Origin of the sequence: Cryobacterium sp. 10S3, assembly GCF_034344045.1 — a bacterium.
Classification (GTDB): Bacteria; Actinomycetota; Actinomycetes; order Actinomycetales; family Microbacteriaceae; genus Cryobacterium; species Cryobacterium glucosi.
Map to the genome: position 1 here is coordinate 3,557,089 of NZ_CP133773.1, position 14,598 is coordinate 3,571,686.

The 14,598-nt window shown below is 67.1% G+C and carries 11 protein-coding genes; 3 read left to right on the forward strand and 8 right to left on the reverse strand.

The annotated features are described in order from the left end of the window. Positions 1 to 36: 36 nt before the first annotated feature. The 4 genes from RHM57_RS16515 to RHM57_RS16530 all read right to left on the reverse strand — a co-directional run bounded on the left by RHM57_RS16515 (position 37) and on the right by RHM57_RS16530 (position 3,840). Positions 37 to 1,095: a 2,3-butanediol dehydrogenase gene (locus RHM57_RS16515; RefSeq protein ID WP_134449127.1), complete on the reverse strand. Its 1,059-nt coding sequence runs from the start codon at positions 1,093 to 1,095 to the stop codon at positions 37 to 39. Beyond that, a complete protein-coding gene (locus RHM57_RS16520) occupies positions 1,092 to 2,150 on the reverse strand; it encodes a zinc-dependent alcohol dehydrogenase (protein WP_134558323.1) in 1,059 nt (352 codons plus the stop codon). The genes RHM57_RS16515 and RHM57_RS16520 overlap by 4 nt, the downstream gene beginning before the upstream one ends. A gap of 7 nt (positions 2,151 to 2,157) precedes the next feature. Further along, on the reverse strand, positions 2,158 to 3,540 hold the full coding sequence (locus RHM57_RS16525; protein WP_134449129.1) for a M24 family metallopeptidase: 1,383 nt from the start codon (positions 3,538 to 3,540) through the stop codon (positions 2,158 to 2,160). A 69-nt stretch (positions 3,541 to 3,609) separates the two neighbouring features. Further along, complete coding sequence (locus RHM57_RS16530; RefSeq protein WP_322188799.1) at positions 3,610 to 3,840, reverse strand: SDR family oxidoreductase; 231 nt, start codon at positions 3,838 to 3,840, stop codon at positions 3,610 to 3,612. 296 nt (positions 3,841 to 4,136) lie between these two features. Here RHM57_RS16530 and RHM57_RS16535 point away from each other — a divergent pair, with 296 nt between their 5' ends. After that, positions 4,137 to 5,015, forward strand: a complete 879-nt coding sequence (locus RHM57_RS16535; protein WP_322188801.1) for an NAD(P)-dependent oxidoreductase — start codon at positions 4,137 to 4,139, stop codon at positions 5,013 to 5,015. A 77-nt stretch (positions 5,016 to 5,092) separates the two neighbouring features. Here RHM57_RS16535 and RHM57_RS16540 read toward each other — a convergent pair whose 3' ends face one another. The 3 genes from RHM57_RS16540 to RHM57_RS16550 all read right to left on the reverse strand — a co-directional run bounded on the left by RHM57_RS16540 (position 5,093) and on the right by RHM57_RS16550 (position 9,956). Beyond that, on the reverse strand, positions 5,093 to 7,639 hold the full coding sequence (locus RHM57_RS16540; protein WP_322188803.1) for an ATP-binding cassette domain-containing protein: 2,547 nt from the start codon (positions 7,637 to 7,639) through the stop codon (positions 5,093 to 5,095). Between the two features lie 98 nt (positions 7,640 to 7,737). After that, a complete protein-coding gene (locus tag RHM57_RS16545) occupies positions 7,738 to 8,850 on the reverse strand; it encodes a substrate-binding domain-containing protein (protein WP_134449132.1) in 1,113 nt (370 codons plus the stop codon). Positions 8,851 to 8,936: 86 nt separating this feature from the next. Next, the gene (locus RHM57_RS16550; protein ID WP_134449133.1) at positions 8,937 to 9,956 is read right to left on the reverse strand and encodes an ABC transporter permease; all 1,020 of its coding nucleotides are present in this window, start codon (positions 9,954 to 9,956) and stop codon (positions 8,937 to 8,939) included. Positions 9,957 to 10,270: 314 nt separating this feature from the next. Here RHM57_RS16550 and RHM57_RS16555 point away from each other — a divergent pair, with 314 nt between their 5' ends. Together RHM57_RS16555 and RHM57_RS16560 are read left to right on the forward strand one after the other, a co-directional pair. Next, entirely contained in the window at positions 10,271 to 10,717 is a 447-nt protein-coding gene (locus RHM57_RS16555; RefSeq protein WP_134449134.1) for a VOC family protein, read from the forward strand. Positions 10,718 to 10,857: 140 nt separating this feature from the next. Next, positions 10,858 to 13,419 (forward strand): putative bifunctional diguanylate cyclase/phosphodiesterase, encoded by a 2,562-nt coding sequence (locus RHM57_RS16560; RefSeq protein WP_322188805.1) that lies wholly within the window; start codon positions 10,858 to 10,860, stop codon positions 13,417 to 13,419. A gap of 37 nt (positions 13,420 to 13,456) precedes the next feature. Here RHM57_RS16560 and RHM57_RS16565 read toward each other — a convergent pair whose 3' ends face one another. Beyond that, on the reverse strand, positions 13,457 to 14,446 hold the full coding sequence (locus RHM57_RS16565) for an aldo/keto reductase (protein ID WP_322188807.1): 990 nt from the start codon (positions 14,444 to 14,446) through the stop codon (positions 13,457 to 13,459). Positions 14,447 to 14,598: the final 152 nt, after the last annotated feature.

The following is a 14,598-nucleotide window of genomic DNA, read 5'->3' on the forward strand; positions in this document are numbered from 1 at the left end:
GTCAGTGTGGATCGAGGTCAGCCGTGTGAATCGACGTCAGCGTGCGTTGACGAGGACCTTGACCTGGTCGCCGGTCGGCGAGAGCAGGGTTTCGAAGCCCTTCTCGACGACATCCGCCATGCTGATCTGGGCGCTCACGACCTTCTCGACCGGGTACCGGCCGCGGGCGATCAGGTCGATGATGCGCGGCCAGTCCGTGACGGGATAGCACCAGGTGCCTGCGAGGGTGATGTCGTGTTCGGAGAGGACCATGGGGTCGATGGCCGCCTGCCTGGTGTGCAGGCCGGTCTGCGAGATGCGCCCGGCCGAGCGCACCGAGGCGATGGCCGTCTGGAGGGCCCGTTCGTTGCCCGAGCACTCGATCACCGCGTCGACGCCGATTCCCTCGGTCTGGTCCTTGACCCAGGCGGCGACGTCGATCTTGGACGGATCGATCACCTCGCCCACGTCCAGGCTCCTCGCGAGCGCGACGCGGGTCGGATTGACCTCGGAGATGAACACGCGGGCACCGAGCGCCGAGGCGTAGAGCGAGGCGAGTGCGCCGATCGGACCGGCGCCGGTGATGAGCACGGTGTCCCCCGGCCGGACCTGCGCCGTGTCGACTCCGTAGGCGGCCACGGCTCCCGGCTCGACGAGGGCGCCCTGGAGGTCGGAGACGGAATCGGGCAGCACGCTCACGTGACTGGCCGGCACGACCGCGAGTTCCGAGATTCCTCCGGAGGCGAAGCTCAGGCCGACGCAGGCCATCGACTGGCACAGGTGGTTCAGGCCGCGGCGGCAGTAGTAGCAGCTGCCGCAGTACAGCAACGGCATCACGGACACCCGCTGGCCGACGCGCACCGACCGCACGCCGGAACCCACCTCGAGCACTTCCGCCGAGAACTCGTGCCCGAGGATCTGCGGGGCGGTGGCCCCGGTGAGCGGATGCGGGTGCGAGGGAATGACGATCGGCCCCATGGCGTACTCGTGGAGATCTGTGCCGCAGATGCCGCACCAGTACGGCCGCAGCAGCACGTCGAGGCTGCCGAGGGGTGGCGGTCCGTCCACGTCTTCGATGCGGATGTCGTGCGCGCCGTGGAAAACTGCTGCCTTCATGCTGCCCCTTGTCGTGGATCGAAGAGTACCTTGCCCTCGAGCCGGCCCGTCGCGAGTCGCTCGAGCTGTTCGGCGAGGTCGTCAAGAGGTCGGACGGAGTCGAGAAGTTCGGTGCCCAGATTGGTCGTCGCCAGAATACCCAGAGCGGGGGCGAGGTCGGTGCCGCACACGTGCGCAAGCGTCGTCCGCACGGTGATCTCGCGCATGACGAGCGAATGGATGTCGACCAGCTGCTCGGCGGACGGCAGCCCGACCTGGAGGATGGTTCCGCCCTTGCGCACCATCGCGAGGGCATTGTTCAGTTGTCCGGGCGCCCCGCTGGCCTCGATCACGACGTCGGCGCCGAACGGCCCGATGGCCTCGGCGACGCGGGCGGCGGCATCCGCACCTGCCTCGACGACCCGTGTCGCGCCGAGGCGACGGGCTCGCTCGAGCCGCGCCCCCGGGAAGTCGATCACGGTCACGTCGGCGGACACGAGCGATTTCAGCCCGGCGAGCACGAAGGAGCCGATCGCCCCCGCCCCGATCAGGACCACGCGGTCACCGTCACGCACCCCGGATCGACGGGCGGCGTGCAGGCCGACGGCGAGCGGCTGGGCGAGGCCAGCGAGGTCGATCGGAAGTCCCTCGGGAACGAGGACGAGGGTGCTCTCCGGGCAGGAGACGAACTCGGCCATACCGCCGTCGGTGTTGAGCCCCAGTGTGTAGTACCGGTCGCAGAGATTCGTGCGACCTTCCGCACACCGGTCGCAGACGCCGCAGGACACACCCGCACCGCTCGCGACGATGTCGCCGACGGAAAAGTGGCTCGACTCGTCGACCTCGAGGACCTTCCCGACGAATTCGTGGCCGGGAATCATCGGGCCGGTCTGGCCGGTGACGGGGTGGCGGTGCTGCACCGGGAAGGTGAGCGGGCCGGCCTTCCACTCGGTGGCGTCCGTTCCGCACATGCCGCTGCGCAGCACCTCGAGCAGCGCTTCGCCCGGAGCCCGGACGGGCGCGGGCACCTCCTCGAGGCGGACATCGTGATCAGCGTGGTAGACCGCGGCGCGCATCGGCGCCCTACTCGGCTTCGCCGCGACCGGCGGCGGTGTTGAGGTGCGACTGGGAGTCGCGCACCAGGGACAACGGCCCCCCGACGCTGTAGTAGCGCTGGCCGGCAACGAGCAGGTCCTCTGCCGGGAACTTGGTGATCACCTGGCACCCCGTGGCGGTGACGACGACTTCTTCTTCGATGCGGGCCGCCCCGATGCCGTCGGCGGACGGCCAGTAGGTCTCGAGGGCGAAGACCATGCCCTCCACGAGCACCTCCGGGTGGTCGAGGGACACGAGCCGGGAGAAGATCGGCTTCTCCCAGATGGACAGGCCGACGCCGTGGCCGTACTGCAGGGCGAAGGCGGCTTCCTCGTCGGGGAAGCCGAATTCCTGGGCCGTCGGCCAGACCTTGACGATGTCGGCGGTGGTGGCCCCCGGGCGCACGAGCGCGATAGCCCTGTCCATGTACTGGCGGGCGATCTTGTAGGCGTCGTGCTGCGCCCGGCTCGCCGACCCGACCGCGAAGGTGCGGTAGTAGCAGGTGCGGTAGCCCTGGTAGCTGTGCAGGATGTCGAAGAAGGCGGGGTCGCCCGGCCGGATCAACCGGTCGGAGAAGACGTGCGGGTGCGGTGAGCAACGCTCCCCCGAGATGGCGTTCACTCCCTCGACGTACTCAGACCCCAGGTCGTAGAGCACCTTGGAAACCAGCCCGACGGCCTCGTTCTCACGCACGCCCGGCCGCAGGAATTCATACAGGGATTCGTACGCGGCATCCACCATCGACGCGGCCTGCGTGAGCAGCGCGATCTCGTCACCGGTCTTGACCGCCCGGGCGTTGAGGAACACCTGCTGGCCGTCGACGACCCGGATCCCCTCCTTCTGCAGGGCCATCAGGATGGGCAGCTCGATCACGTCGACGCCGAGCGGCTCGTTCTGCAGGCCGAACTTCTCCAGTTCGCGCTTGATCTTCTTGGCGACGCCCTCGGCGATCCCCGCGTCAGGGTGGAAGGCTCCGCGGAGGGTCGAGATTCCGGCGCGGGCACCGTTCTCGGCCCGCGGCCGGACCGCGCCGTGGTGCGGAGCGTGCGGGTCGGCATCCGCTTCGGCCGTCGTGGTCTGCAGCCAGGGGTTGTAGAGCTGGTGGTGCTTGGCCGCGGACCCGAAGTCCCAGACGATCGGGTCGCTGTGCCGGGTGAGCAGCGAGAAGCGGATGAGCTTGTCCATGGCCCAGGTTCCGATGTGGGTCGACGACATGTAGCGGATGTTGGAGAAGTCGAAGGCGAGCACGGCCCCGAGGTCCGAGCCGGACAACTCGCGCCGGAGCTTGGCGAGCCTGTCCGTGCGCAGGCGATCGAACTGGATGCGCTCCTCCCAGTCGACGGCGTTGGTTCCGAAAGTGGCTGTGGTCACGGTCGTGTCATTCCTTTGCTGAGTGTCGTGCAGAGTGTCGTGCAGAGTGCCGGAGGGCGGGCTGCCGGATCAGACGAGGATCATGCCGCCCTCGACGGGGATGACCTGACCGGTGATGCAGTCGGAATCGCTCGCTGCCAGGAACACCGCTGTGGGCACGATGTCTTCGGGCGCGGCAGGCCGGCCCATCAGGATGTCGCCGGCCATCGAGTCGAAGCGGGTGTCGCCGGCCCCCATTTCGGCGAGCTCGGATGCGCTGCCTGTGACGACGACGGTCTTTTCGGCGAGTCGAATGCCCACGTGTTCTGCTCCTTTGCAGTACGAAGTCTGGTGTCCGGTCGGGGCCGGGGTGTCGCAGCAATACTATTTTGTACAGTCTCACTGCACAAGGTGTTGGTTGACATTCAACTCAGCGGCGTCGGGCTTGTCAAGCGAACACTGCCATCGCGGGGGAATCACGTTGAGCAGACCGGGCACTCACGGTAGTGTTCACTGGAACTGCACAAAGGGGCGGTTGCGCCCCAATCCGGCGCGACGGAGCGCCCGGCCGCTGGCCGGGATCCGGAAACCTCAGGACAATCTGGAAGGCGTGAACTATGTCGGACATCAGCTTTATCGGACTCGGCGAAATGGGCTCTGCCATGGCAGGCCGGCTCATCGAGTCCGGCCATTCGGTGCACGTCTGGAACCGATCGACCGGTGCGGCGGACGCCCTCGTCGCGGCCGGCGCCACCCGGGCGGTCTCCATCGTCGAGGCCCTCAGCGTCGGTACCGTGATCTCGATGCTCGCCAATGACGCTGCCGCCGAGGCCGTCTTCAGTGCGGAGGCCCTCGCGGATGCGCCGGCCGGCACCCTGCACATCAACTGCGCCACGCTCAGCGTCGAGGCGACGGATCGGCTGACCGACCTGCACTCCCTCGCCGGGATCGACTACGTGGCGGCTCCCGTGCTCGGCCGGTCCAATATCGCGGCGGCCGGGAAGCTCAATGTGGTCACGGCGGGCACGAAGAGCGCCACAGCCAGGGCGCAGCCGTACCTCGACGCGATCGGTAAGCGCACCTGGGTCGTCGGCGAGCGGCCGAGCACAGCAAGCCTGGTCAAGATCGGCGTGAACTACAACCTCATCCACGCGCTCCAGGCCCTCGCCGAGTCGGTGACCCTGGTCGAACACGGTGGAGTCGATGGCATGACGTTCGTCGAGATCCTGACGGATGCCGCGTTCACGGGCAGCGTCTACACGGGCTACGGAAACCTGATCGCCCGCAAGGCATACAGCCCGCCCGGTTTCAGCGTCGGGCTCGGCCTCAAGGACCTGTCCCTCGCGGAGCGGGCTGCTGCTGCGAGCGGCGTCGTGCTCCCGACGGCACCCGTGTTGCGCGACATGTTCGAGCGGGCTCTCGCCGATCCCGAACTCGCGCCCCTTGACTGGTCGGCCATCGCCGAGATCACCCGGGGGCTCAGCGCCGCAGAGTGAGACGCAAGGCAGACGACAGAGCGCCGGGCCCGGATCGGGCTCGGCGCTCTGTCGTCTCTGAACCGGCGCCCGACGGCCTACCTGAGCGCGAAGGACGTCTTCCTGCGCTTGTTGTTGCGTCGTGCGACCGAGTAGACGATCGCCGCCACCAGGATGAGCAGCCCCTGGAACAGGTACTGCCACATCTGGGACAAGCCGAGGAAGGACGTCGCATTGAGTACCTGCACGAGCAGGATGGAACCGAGGAGCGTGCCGATGAAGGTGCCCCGCCCGCCGAGCAGGCTCGTTCCACCGAGCACGACCGCGGTGATGCTCGTGAGCGTGTAGCCGACGCCCTGGGCGGGGTCGCCGACCCCGATCTGCGCCATCAGCATCACGGCACCCACGAACGCGAACAGTGAGGTGGCCACATAGGCGAGGATGACGGTCCGGTTGATATTGATGCCGTTCCTGCGTGCCGATTCCTCGTTGGACCCGGTCGCGCGCAGCTTCCAGCCCCAGCGTCGCTTCTTCAGGAAGAACTCGGTCACGAGCGTGGCCGCGACGAGCACGATGAAGGCGACAGGCACCGGCCCGAGCTGCCACCCGATGATTCCGGTGACCGTCGAGTTGATGTACCCGTCCGGGGAGCTCCTGAGCAGGAAGCTGAATCCCTGCAACGCGATGTACACGGTCAGCGTCGCGGCGATGGGAGTGAACCGGGCGAACCTGATCAGCGAGCCGTTGACCACCCCGATGACGGCCGCCACGACGATCATGAGCACGAATCCGAGGACGATCATCACCACGGACTTGTCGTCGTTGATGAAGAACGACCCGATCACCACCAGGAACCCGGCGAGGGGCCCGACGGACAGATCGATACCTCCGATCAGCAGCGAGATGGTCTGCCCCAGAGCGATGAAACCGAGCGCCGTGACGAGGGTGAGCACGGAGTAGATGTTGAAGTCGGAGAGGTAGCGGGCGTTCTGGCTGAACAGGAACGACCCGAGCAGTGCGATGACACCGACCAGGAGCACCGCGGGGGCATAGTCGCCCTGCAGGAAACGACGGAGTCCGGAGTGCTTCGAGGCCGATTCATCCGCGACGACGGACACCGATCGGGTCGTCGAGCGGACGGCGGCGTGGATCATGCGTTCTTCGCTGATCGCAGCGCCCTGGAGCACTTCGAGCGCGTGCCCCCGCGACATCACGATGACCTGGTCGCACAGCCCCTCGAGCTCCTTCGCGTCGGATGAGGCGACGACGACGGGGATGCCGGAGGCCGAGACCTCACGCAGGATCCGGTAGATCTCGGCCCGGGCACCCACGTCGACGCCCTGCGTCGGCTCATCGGCCACGACCAGCAGCGGCTCGGAGAGCAGCGCCCGCGCCAGGACGACCTTCTGCTGGTTGCCGCCGGACAGGGAGGAGACGACGGAATCCATCGACGCGGCCTTGACCGCGAGCGAACCGAGCGTCTCGGCCACCGTGCCCAACTCACGCTTGCGGCTGAGCAGCGGTCCCCGTTTGAACTTCGCCAGTGCCGAGACGGCGGCGTTCTCGCGCACCGAGAGGGACATCAGGAGGCCCTCGCGGTGCCGATCGGCGGGCATGTATGCCGCCTCCTGCAGGAGTTGCCGGGAGTTCAAGGTCTTGCCGGCGATGGCGACCGTTCCCGTGAAGTAGTCGAGACCGGCGAGCGCGCGCATCAGTTCGCTCTGGCCGTTTCCGACGACCCCGGCGATGCCGATGATCTCGCCCGGGCGGGCGCTGATCGAGATGTTCGCGAATCCCGAGCCGCTCAACCCGTTGATCGAGAAGTTCGTCTCGTCGTCCGGCGAGCCGATGTGCTTGGGCGGGAAGGTCGATTCGAGCTTGCGTCCCACGATCATCGCGAGCAGTTCGTCGTCGGTGATGTCGGCGACCCGGGCGCTGCCGCGGACGCGGCCGTCCCGAAGCACGGTCACCTTGTCGGCGAGCTCACGGACTTCGGCCAGGCGGTGGGTGATGTAGACGACGGCCGTTCCGTTCGACACGGACCTCCGCACACGTTCGAACAGCAGGTCGACGGATCCCTGGCCGAGGGGCGCTGTCGGTTCGTCGAGGATGAGGAGTTTCGGCTTGAGGGCAAGAGCCTTGGCGATCTCGAGCAGGTGCTTCTGGGCAACGGACAGGAGCTCCACGCGATCCTGAAGGTGCACGCTCAGGCCGGCGTCGGCGAGCAGCGCCTGAGCGGTGGCTTCCAGCGACGTACCGGACGCGAGGACCGCGGCGGGCAGGGCGACCTGCAGATTCTCCAGGACGGTCATGTCCGGGAGCACGGCGGGATGCTGGTGGACGATCGCGATTCCGAGCTGCACGGCGATGGCCGGTGTCAGCACGCCGATCGGGGTGCCCTCGAAGGCGATGCTGCCCCCGTCGGGTTGCGCCGTACCCGATGCCACGTTCATCAGCGTCGACTTGCCCGCGCCGTTCTCGCCGAGGATGGCGTGGACTTCGCCGGGCAGGATCTCGACGGAAACGTCCGAGAGGGCCGCGACGCCGGAGTAGAGCTTCGAGATGTTGGACATCACGAGGGTTGCGGGGGCGGCGGGCTCGACCTTGTCCGGCGTCGTCACGTCGACGGTGTCGTGGTTGTTCACAGTTGTGACCTTTTCCTGTCTGTGCAATGTGGGGAAACGAACCAGCCGTCGGGTCGGTCGCGACAGTCGCGACCGACCCGACGGCGGCACCGGTTGGCCTACTTCTTCAGCAGGGCCGCCTGGTCCTCAGGCGACATCTTCGCCGAGAGGTAGATGTCGCCGGGCAGGTCCTTCTTGCACTGCACGGTGCTCGGCTTTCCGCTCACGGAGTCTTCGAAGGCCGGGGCCTTGAAGACCGTGTCGGTCGGGAGCACGCCACCGGTCGCCTTCGCGACCGCGTAGTCGACGGCGAGTCGCACGTTGTCGTTTCCGGTGGCGACCGTCATCAGCTTGAAGTCCGGGTTGGCCGCGCTGTTGTCCGTGTAGAAGCAACCGAGGGAGTTTCCGTCAGAGGTGACGATGGCCGGCACGGAACGCCCGCTCTTCGCGAAGGCCGGAAGGGCGCCCACGAGCGACGGGCCGAAGTCCGAGACGATGGCGTCGATCTTCGGGTACTTCGCGATGTCCGCGGTGAGCACCTGCTGGGTGAGTGCCGGGTCCCAGTTGGTGACCTCGGGCGTCTCGCCGATGAAGACGTACTTCGGGTCGGTGATGACCGACTTCATGCCCGTCAGCTCGTCGACGGCCTGGCTGTTGCCCTTCGGCCCGCTGATGAAGAGGATGTTGCCGCCGTCGGGGAGGTTGGTCTTGAGCCAGTTGCCCCAGTTCTTGCCATCGGTCACGAAGTCCGCGCCGATCCAGGCGTCGTAGTCCACGCCGTCCTTGCCGCCCGGGTCGACCCGGTAGGGAACGGTCACGACGCCGGCCTTGTATGCGCTGCGAAGGGCGGGCAGCATGGCCTGGCCGGCGTCCGGGAACACGACGAGGGCGTTGACACCCTTGGCGACCATGCCCTGGATGTCCGAGATGGCCTTCTGGGTGTCGCCCTGGCCGTCCGCGTATTCGTAGCTTGTGACGCTCGGGCACAGCTTGGCCTCATCGGCACCGGCCGCCGTCGTCACCAGGCGCCAGCTGTTTCCGCCGAAGCCGTCGAGCAGACCGAGGGAGATCTTTTTCGGACCACACCACGACGGTGCTCCTGCCACAGAAGTTCCGGCATCCGCCGTCGAGCCGGAGCCCGAGCCCGATGACGTTCCGCTGCAGCCCGCGAGCGCCAGCGAAGCTGCGGCGAGGGACATGACGAGCATTGCGAGACTCTTGGGACGTTTCATGTTTGATTTCCTCCATTGTGAGAGCGACGCCTCTGTCGCACTATTTCGACCGCTCCGTCGAAAACCTTGTCCCCGGTGTGTAGCAGTCATGCCGGGGTGCCGATCCGGGGGGACCTGCGGATGAACCTCTGGCGGAATGCCGCCCAGTCCACCGTGTACAGTGCCACGCCGACGGCGAGCGCCGCCGCCTGCACGAGGGTGCGCACCGCATAGGGCACGCCGAGTGACAGCACGAACTGGTCGAGCTGGCTCAGAAACAACGCCGCGATGACCGTGGCGACGGGATACCCGCGGCCACCCAGCAACGATGTGCCGCCAAGCACGACGACCGCGACCGCCGGGAGCAGGTATGCGTCGCCCTGGAAGGCAGTGGGCTGGTTGGTGATGCCGGCGAGCAGAATGCCGGCCAGGCAGTACAGCAGCTGGGCCCACACGAAAGCCAGCGACTGATGGATCGTCACGCGCAGGCCCGTCGCACGGGCAGTCAGCGGGTTCGCCCCGACGGCTTCGAAACGCCGCCCGGCTACCGTGCGCTTGACCATGACGGTCACGAGCGCCAGCGCGGCGAGAGCGAAGAATGCTGAGTTCGGGATGCCCCAGGTCAGGCCGCCGGCGATTCCGGCCAGCAGGCTGGTCGTGCTGCGCGGCGTGCCGCCGGAAATGCCCAGGACGGCCCCGAAGAGCAGTGCGTTCGTTCCCAGGGTGGCGATGATCGAGTTGAGTCCGAGACGGCCGACCATGAAGCCATTGAGCAGGCCGGCCCCGATCGCGTAGGCCAGCGCCAGAACGACCGCGGGCAACAGCCTGCTGTTGTCACCGTCCGGCTCGTGGCTGACGATCACGATGGCGAGCGACACGGCGCCGGGGATGGAGAGGTCGATTCCGCCCTGCTGCACGACCAGCATCTGGCCGAGGCCGACGATTGCAAGCACGGCGGCGAAGGGGATCATCCCGAGCACAGCCCCGCCGGAGACGCTCGTCGGCGCGACAAGGGCGCAGACCACGAAGAGCAGCACCGTGGATACGCCGACGGTGACGAATCCCTTGGAGACGACAGGTCGCGAACTGAGTAGCTTCGCCGGTTCACGCACCGTTGCGTCGATCATGCTTTCTCCCAACAATTCTCACCGGGCAACGTCGATGTCACGCGCTGTGTGTTGAGCGTCACTTTACAAAAGTCCTGAGCTGTTCACAAGTAGTTGCCGGTAACGATTCGAGAATCGGCAACGCCGAGGTTTGGGGAAGGTGGATCGTCCTCGACCACCGCGAAGGACCATCCCCCCGCGATCCGGCGTGCGCGATCGGTGCACACTTGTGTAGTGACACTGTACAAAGCGATCCCGACGCAGCAGAATGTGAGTCGAGTGACAACACGACGACAGCGACCCGCAGTGCGGCGGGACGCAGAGGAGAGAGTCAGATGGCCTTCCAGGTTCTCGGAGTGCACCACGTCGGAGTGACGGTGCGCGACATGAAGCGTTCCTTCGAGTGGTACTCGCGAATGTTCGGGCTCACTCCTGGTCCCGTCAGCGAGGGTTCGGGAGAGGCACTCTCCCGCAGCGTCCAGGTGAACGATGCCGCGCTGGCATTCTCGATGATCATGATCGGGAACACCCGCCTGGAATTCCTGGAATACCACAACCCGGAGGGGCGCGACTTCGATCGAAGCAATGGTGATGTCGGCAGCGCGCATGTGTGCCTCGAAGTGTCGGACCTCGACGCGGCATACCGGGACCTGGTCGAGAAGGGCGCGGTATTCAACGCACCGCCCGTCACTCTCGATTCCGGCGCCCTGATCGGTTCCAAGTGGGCCTACCTGCGCGACCCCGACGGCATCCAGCTGGAAATCTGGGAGTCGCCCGCCTGAGCCCGCCCCCACACCTCCCCCTTCCTCGCGAAAGCGGGTGAGCCGTCGTTCTGAGCGCGGCAGAACGACGATTCACCCGCTCTCGCGGAGGCGAACCGGACTGCGTGCACGGCACCGCATCGGAAGCCAGTACTGTTCAAGTGTCGACCGGCACCAATGCCCGGCAGTTGGGGGGAGCGGTGGTGCGCGTCAGCCGTGACAGTCGGGTCGTTTCCGCCCTCGTCGCCCTGGTGACCCTCTTCTCCCTGGTCCGGTGGTACATGCTCGACCTGTCGACCGGCGCAGCGTTGCCACACGACGTCATGAAGCCGACAACGATCGTTGGGCTCCTCGTTCTCGCGGTCGCCCTCGCCCTCGCCGACCGCCCGGCGGTCGCGACAGCGCTGGGCGCCGTCGCGACCGTCATCGGCGGACTGACCCTCGCCGAATACGTCTCGGGCGTTGGCCTGGGCGTCGACGTTCTCCTGCCGGGGCTCCGCCTCGGTGGCTCGCCACCAAGAATGGCGATCGGGACCGCACTCTCCCTCGTGCTCCTCGGACTCGCCTTCTGCCTCCGTGGCGTGGCGGGTGCCGCCGTCACCGCCGGCTTCGCCGTTCTCACCCTGTTGCTGGTGCTCCTGACGATCCTCAGCGCCGCTTACGGAGTATCGGCCGTGAGTGACCCCGGCCGGCCGCTGAACATCTCCACGCTCGCCGTTCTCTGCGTGGGCGCGATCGCCGCGGCCATCCTGTACGAACGACCGGATATCGGGCTGGTCGGCCTGGTCCGCGACCGCCGGAGTGCGGGCCGGCTACTCCGAAGCGGTCTCCCCATTATCATTCTCGGTCCGTTCTTTCTTGGTTGGCTGCGCCTCTGGGCCCAGCGAGAAGGCTGGTTCGACGCCGAATTGGGCAACGCGCTGCTCGTCTCGTCCACCATCGGGCTCGTCCTCGGCGTCGCCTGGATCGCGGCCGGACGGCTCCGCGCGCTCGACATCCAACGGGACGGCGCTTTCGACGCCCTGGCCGTGGCCAATGCAACCCTGGAGAGCGCGGTGCACGACCGTACCCGCGAACTGGCCAGGACCGCCGAGCGACTGCACGCGCTCATCCGCATCGCGCCCGTCGGCATCGTGCAATTCGACGCCGGCGGCGGCGTCGTCACAACCAACGAGCAGTGGATGCGAATGACCGGACTGAGCGTCGAGGCGTCGCGGGGAGATGGCTGGGGCCGGAACATCCACGCCGACGACGCGGAGCGGGTGATCGACGCGTGGAGGACGACCGTCGCATCCGGTGCCGCCTTTGAATCGACGTTCCGGTTCCAGACCCTGACCGGTGAGGCGAAATGGGTGCAGGCGAGCGCCACCCGGATTCTCGACACGACCGGCGTCACCGGCTACCTGTTGAGCGTCACCGACGTCACGGCCGTGCGAGCGGCGGAGGCGCGTGTGGAGCACCTCGCCTTCCACGACCCCCTGACGGACCTGCCCAACCGCCTGCTCCTGCTCGACCGGCTCGACCAGGCACTCCTCTTCGCCGCCAGGGCGCACCGTGGAGTCGGCCTGCTCTTCATCGACCTCGACCGCTTCAAGGTCGTCAACGACAGCCTCGGCCACCACGCCGGCGACGCGGTCCTCGCCCAGATCGCGGTCCGGCTGCGCGCGGCGGTCCGGGCCTCTGACACGGTCGCCCGGATCGGCGGCGATGAATTCGTCGTGCTCTGTCCCGACATCGGCACGGGCGCGGAGGCACGCCGGATCGCAAAGGCGGTGCAAGCCGCGGTGTCCCTGCCCATTGAGATCGGCGACCAGACCGCAATGGTCGACACGAGCATCGGCATCGCCGTCAGCACGGGTACCGAGGACGCCGAGACGCTGCTCCGGCAGGCCGACCAGGCGATGTACCTGGCGAAGGACCAGGGTCGCGCCCGGTACGAGGTGTTCAACGACGACCTGCGCGGGCGCATCCGCCGGCGGGTCGACACGGAGATCGGGCTTCGCACTGCTGTCGGACGCAGTGAGATCGAGACCTGGTACCAGCCGATCGTCGACCTGCAGAACCCGCGGGTCGCGGCGGCCGAGGCCCTGGCGCGCTGGCGGCGACCGGAAATCGGCATTGTCGCGCCGGGCGATTTCATCGCGATCGCCGAGGAGACCGGGCTGATCAGGGACATCGGCCGCGCGGTGCTTCGGCAGGCGTGTTCTGCGGCCACTTCGCTCGATGCCGATCAAGCCGTCAGCGTCAATGTCTCCGCGCGGCAGTTCGTGCGCTCGGACTTCGGCACCGTCGTTCGCCGCGCCCTCCTCGAGACCGGGCTGGCGCCCGGCCAGCTCTGGCTAGAACTCACCGAGAGCGCCGTTATCGACGTCATGGATTCGGCGACCCGCACGTTCGACGAACTGCGCGATCTCGGCGTCCGCCTTGCGATCGACGACTTCGGAACCGGCTATTCCTCGTTCGCCCAGCTCCGTTCGCTGGAGGTCGATCTACTCAAGATCGACATGACCTTCATCGACAACCTTGTTTCCTCTGACCGCGACCAGGCGATCGTACGGGGAATCCTGCACCTGGCCGATTCCCTCGGACTCGACGTCGTCGCCGAGGGAATCGAGACCAGCGAACAGCTTGAGCTCCTCCGAGATATGGGCTGCCGCTACGGTCAGGGTTATCTCTTCGCGCGCCCGCAGCCGGACATTTCGGTCGCGGTCCTCGTCCACTGAGACGACCGAAGGACGGTGCCAGCGCCCGCGGGTGAGCTCAGTAGCGCTGGGGGGCCGGCGGTTCGTTGCCGAGGATCTCCTCGATCGCTGCGACCACTTCGGCGGTCAGAGCGGCCTTCGAGTCCAGGGCCGCGAGGTTGTCGGCCAGTTGTTCCTTCTTACTCGCCCCCAGGATCACCGTCGACACCCGCGGGTTGCGCAGGCACCAGAGCAGCGCCAGGTGCGTCAAGGGCAGCCCGGCATCCGAGGCGACGGTCGCCAGTCTGCGGACCTTCTCGAGCTTGGCCTTCCCGGCTTCGGATTCCCACTCCGCCCTGAGCCACTCGTAGCCCGGGAGGTTCATCCGGCTGTCCGAGGGAACCCCGTCGTTGTACTTGCCGGTGAGGACCCCGGAGGCCAGCGGCGACCAGATGGTCGTGCCGAGGCCGAAGGTGTCGTACAACGGCAGGAACTCGCTCTCCACCTTCTGGCGCGTGAACATGTTGTACTGCGGCTGTTCCATGGTCGGCGGCGTGATGTGCAGGGCCCGGGCGACGGCGTGGGCCTCGGTGATCTGCTGCGCACTCCACTCCGACGTTCCCCAGTACAGCACCTTGCCTTGCATGATGAGGTTGTGCATCGCCCAGACCGTCTCTTCGATCGGCGTATCGATGTCGGGACGGTGGCAGAAGTAGAGGTCGAGGTAGTCCACCCGCAGGCGCTTCAGCGCGGCATGGCAGGCTTCGGTCACGTGCTTGCGCGACAAGCCCCGCTGCGTGGGCTTCGATCCGCCCCAGAAGACCTTCGACGACACGGCGTAGGAATCACGGTCCCAGCCGAGCTTCTCCAGCGCGGCCCCCATCAGGGCCTCCGATGCACCTGCTTCATAGCCTTCGGCGTTGTCGAAGAAGTTGATCCCCGAGTCATAGGCGAGCGTCATCAACGCCAGCGCGTCGTCCTCGCGCACCTGCTTGCCGAACGTCACCCACGACCCGAGGGACACCTCGCTGACCTGCAGCCCGGACTTGCCCAAACGGCGATACTCCATGTTCAATCCCTCTCAGTCGCGACCGGCCCGAACCAGACATCCTGGCGATCGGACCTCACTGGAACACTACGGCCCGCAGCTGCACGGATGCGCCGCGCGGCCCTCCGGAGCCGGGGCTACACTGTCGTCGTCGCGGGGGACGCACGAGAAAC

Coding starts and splice junctions, on each gene's coding strand:
- RHM57_RS16515 (WP_134449127.1), bottom strand. CDS start 1,095: ATGAAGGCAGCAGTTTTCCACGGCGCGCACGACATCCGCATCGAAGAC.
- RHM57_RS16520 (WP_134558323.1), bottom strand. CDS start 2,150: ATGCGCGCCGCGGTCTACCACGCTGATCACGATGTCCGCCTCGAGGAG.
- RHM57_RS16535 (WP_322188801.1), top strand. CDS start 4,137: ATGTCGGACATCAGCTTTATCGGACTCGGCGAAATGGGCTCTGCCATG.
- RHM57_RS16545 (WP_134449132.1), bottom strand. CDS start 8,850: ATGAAACGTCCCAAGAGTCTCGCAATGCTCGTCATGTCCCTCGCCGCA.
- RHM57_RS16550 (WP_134449133.1), bottom strand. CDS start 9,956: ATGATCGACGCAACGGTGCGTGAACCGGCGAAGCTACTCAGTTCGCGA.
- RHM57_RS16555 (WP_134449134.1), top strand. CDS start 10,271: ATGGCCTTCCAGGTTCTCGGAGTGCACCACGTCGGAGTGACGGTGCGC.
- RHM57_RS16565 (WP_322188807.1), bottom strand. CDS start 14,446: ATGGAGTATCGCCGTTTGGGCAAGTCCGGGCTGCAGGTCAGCGAGGTG.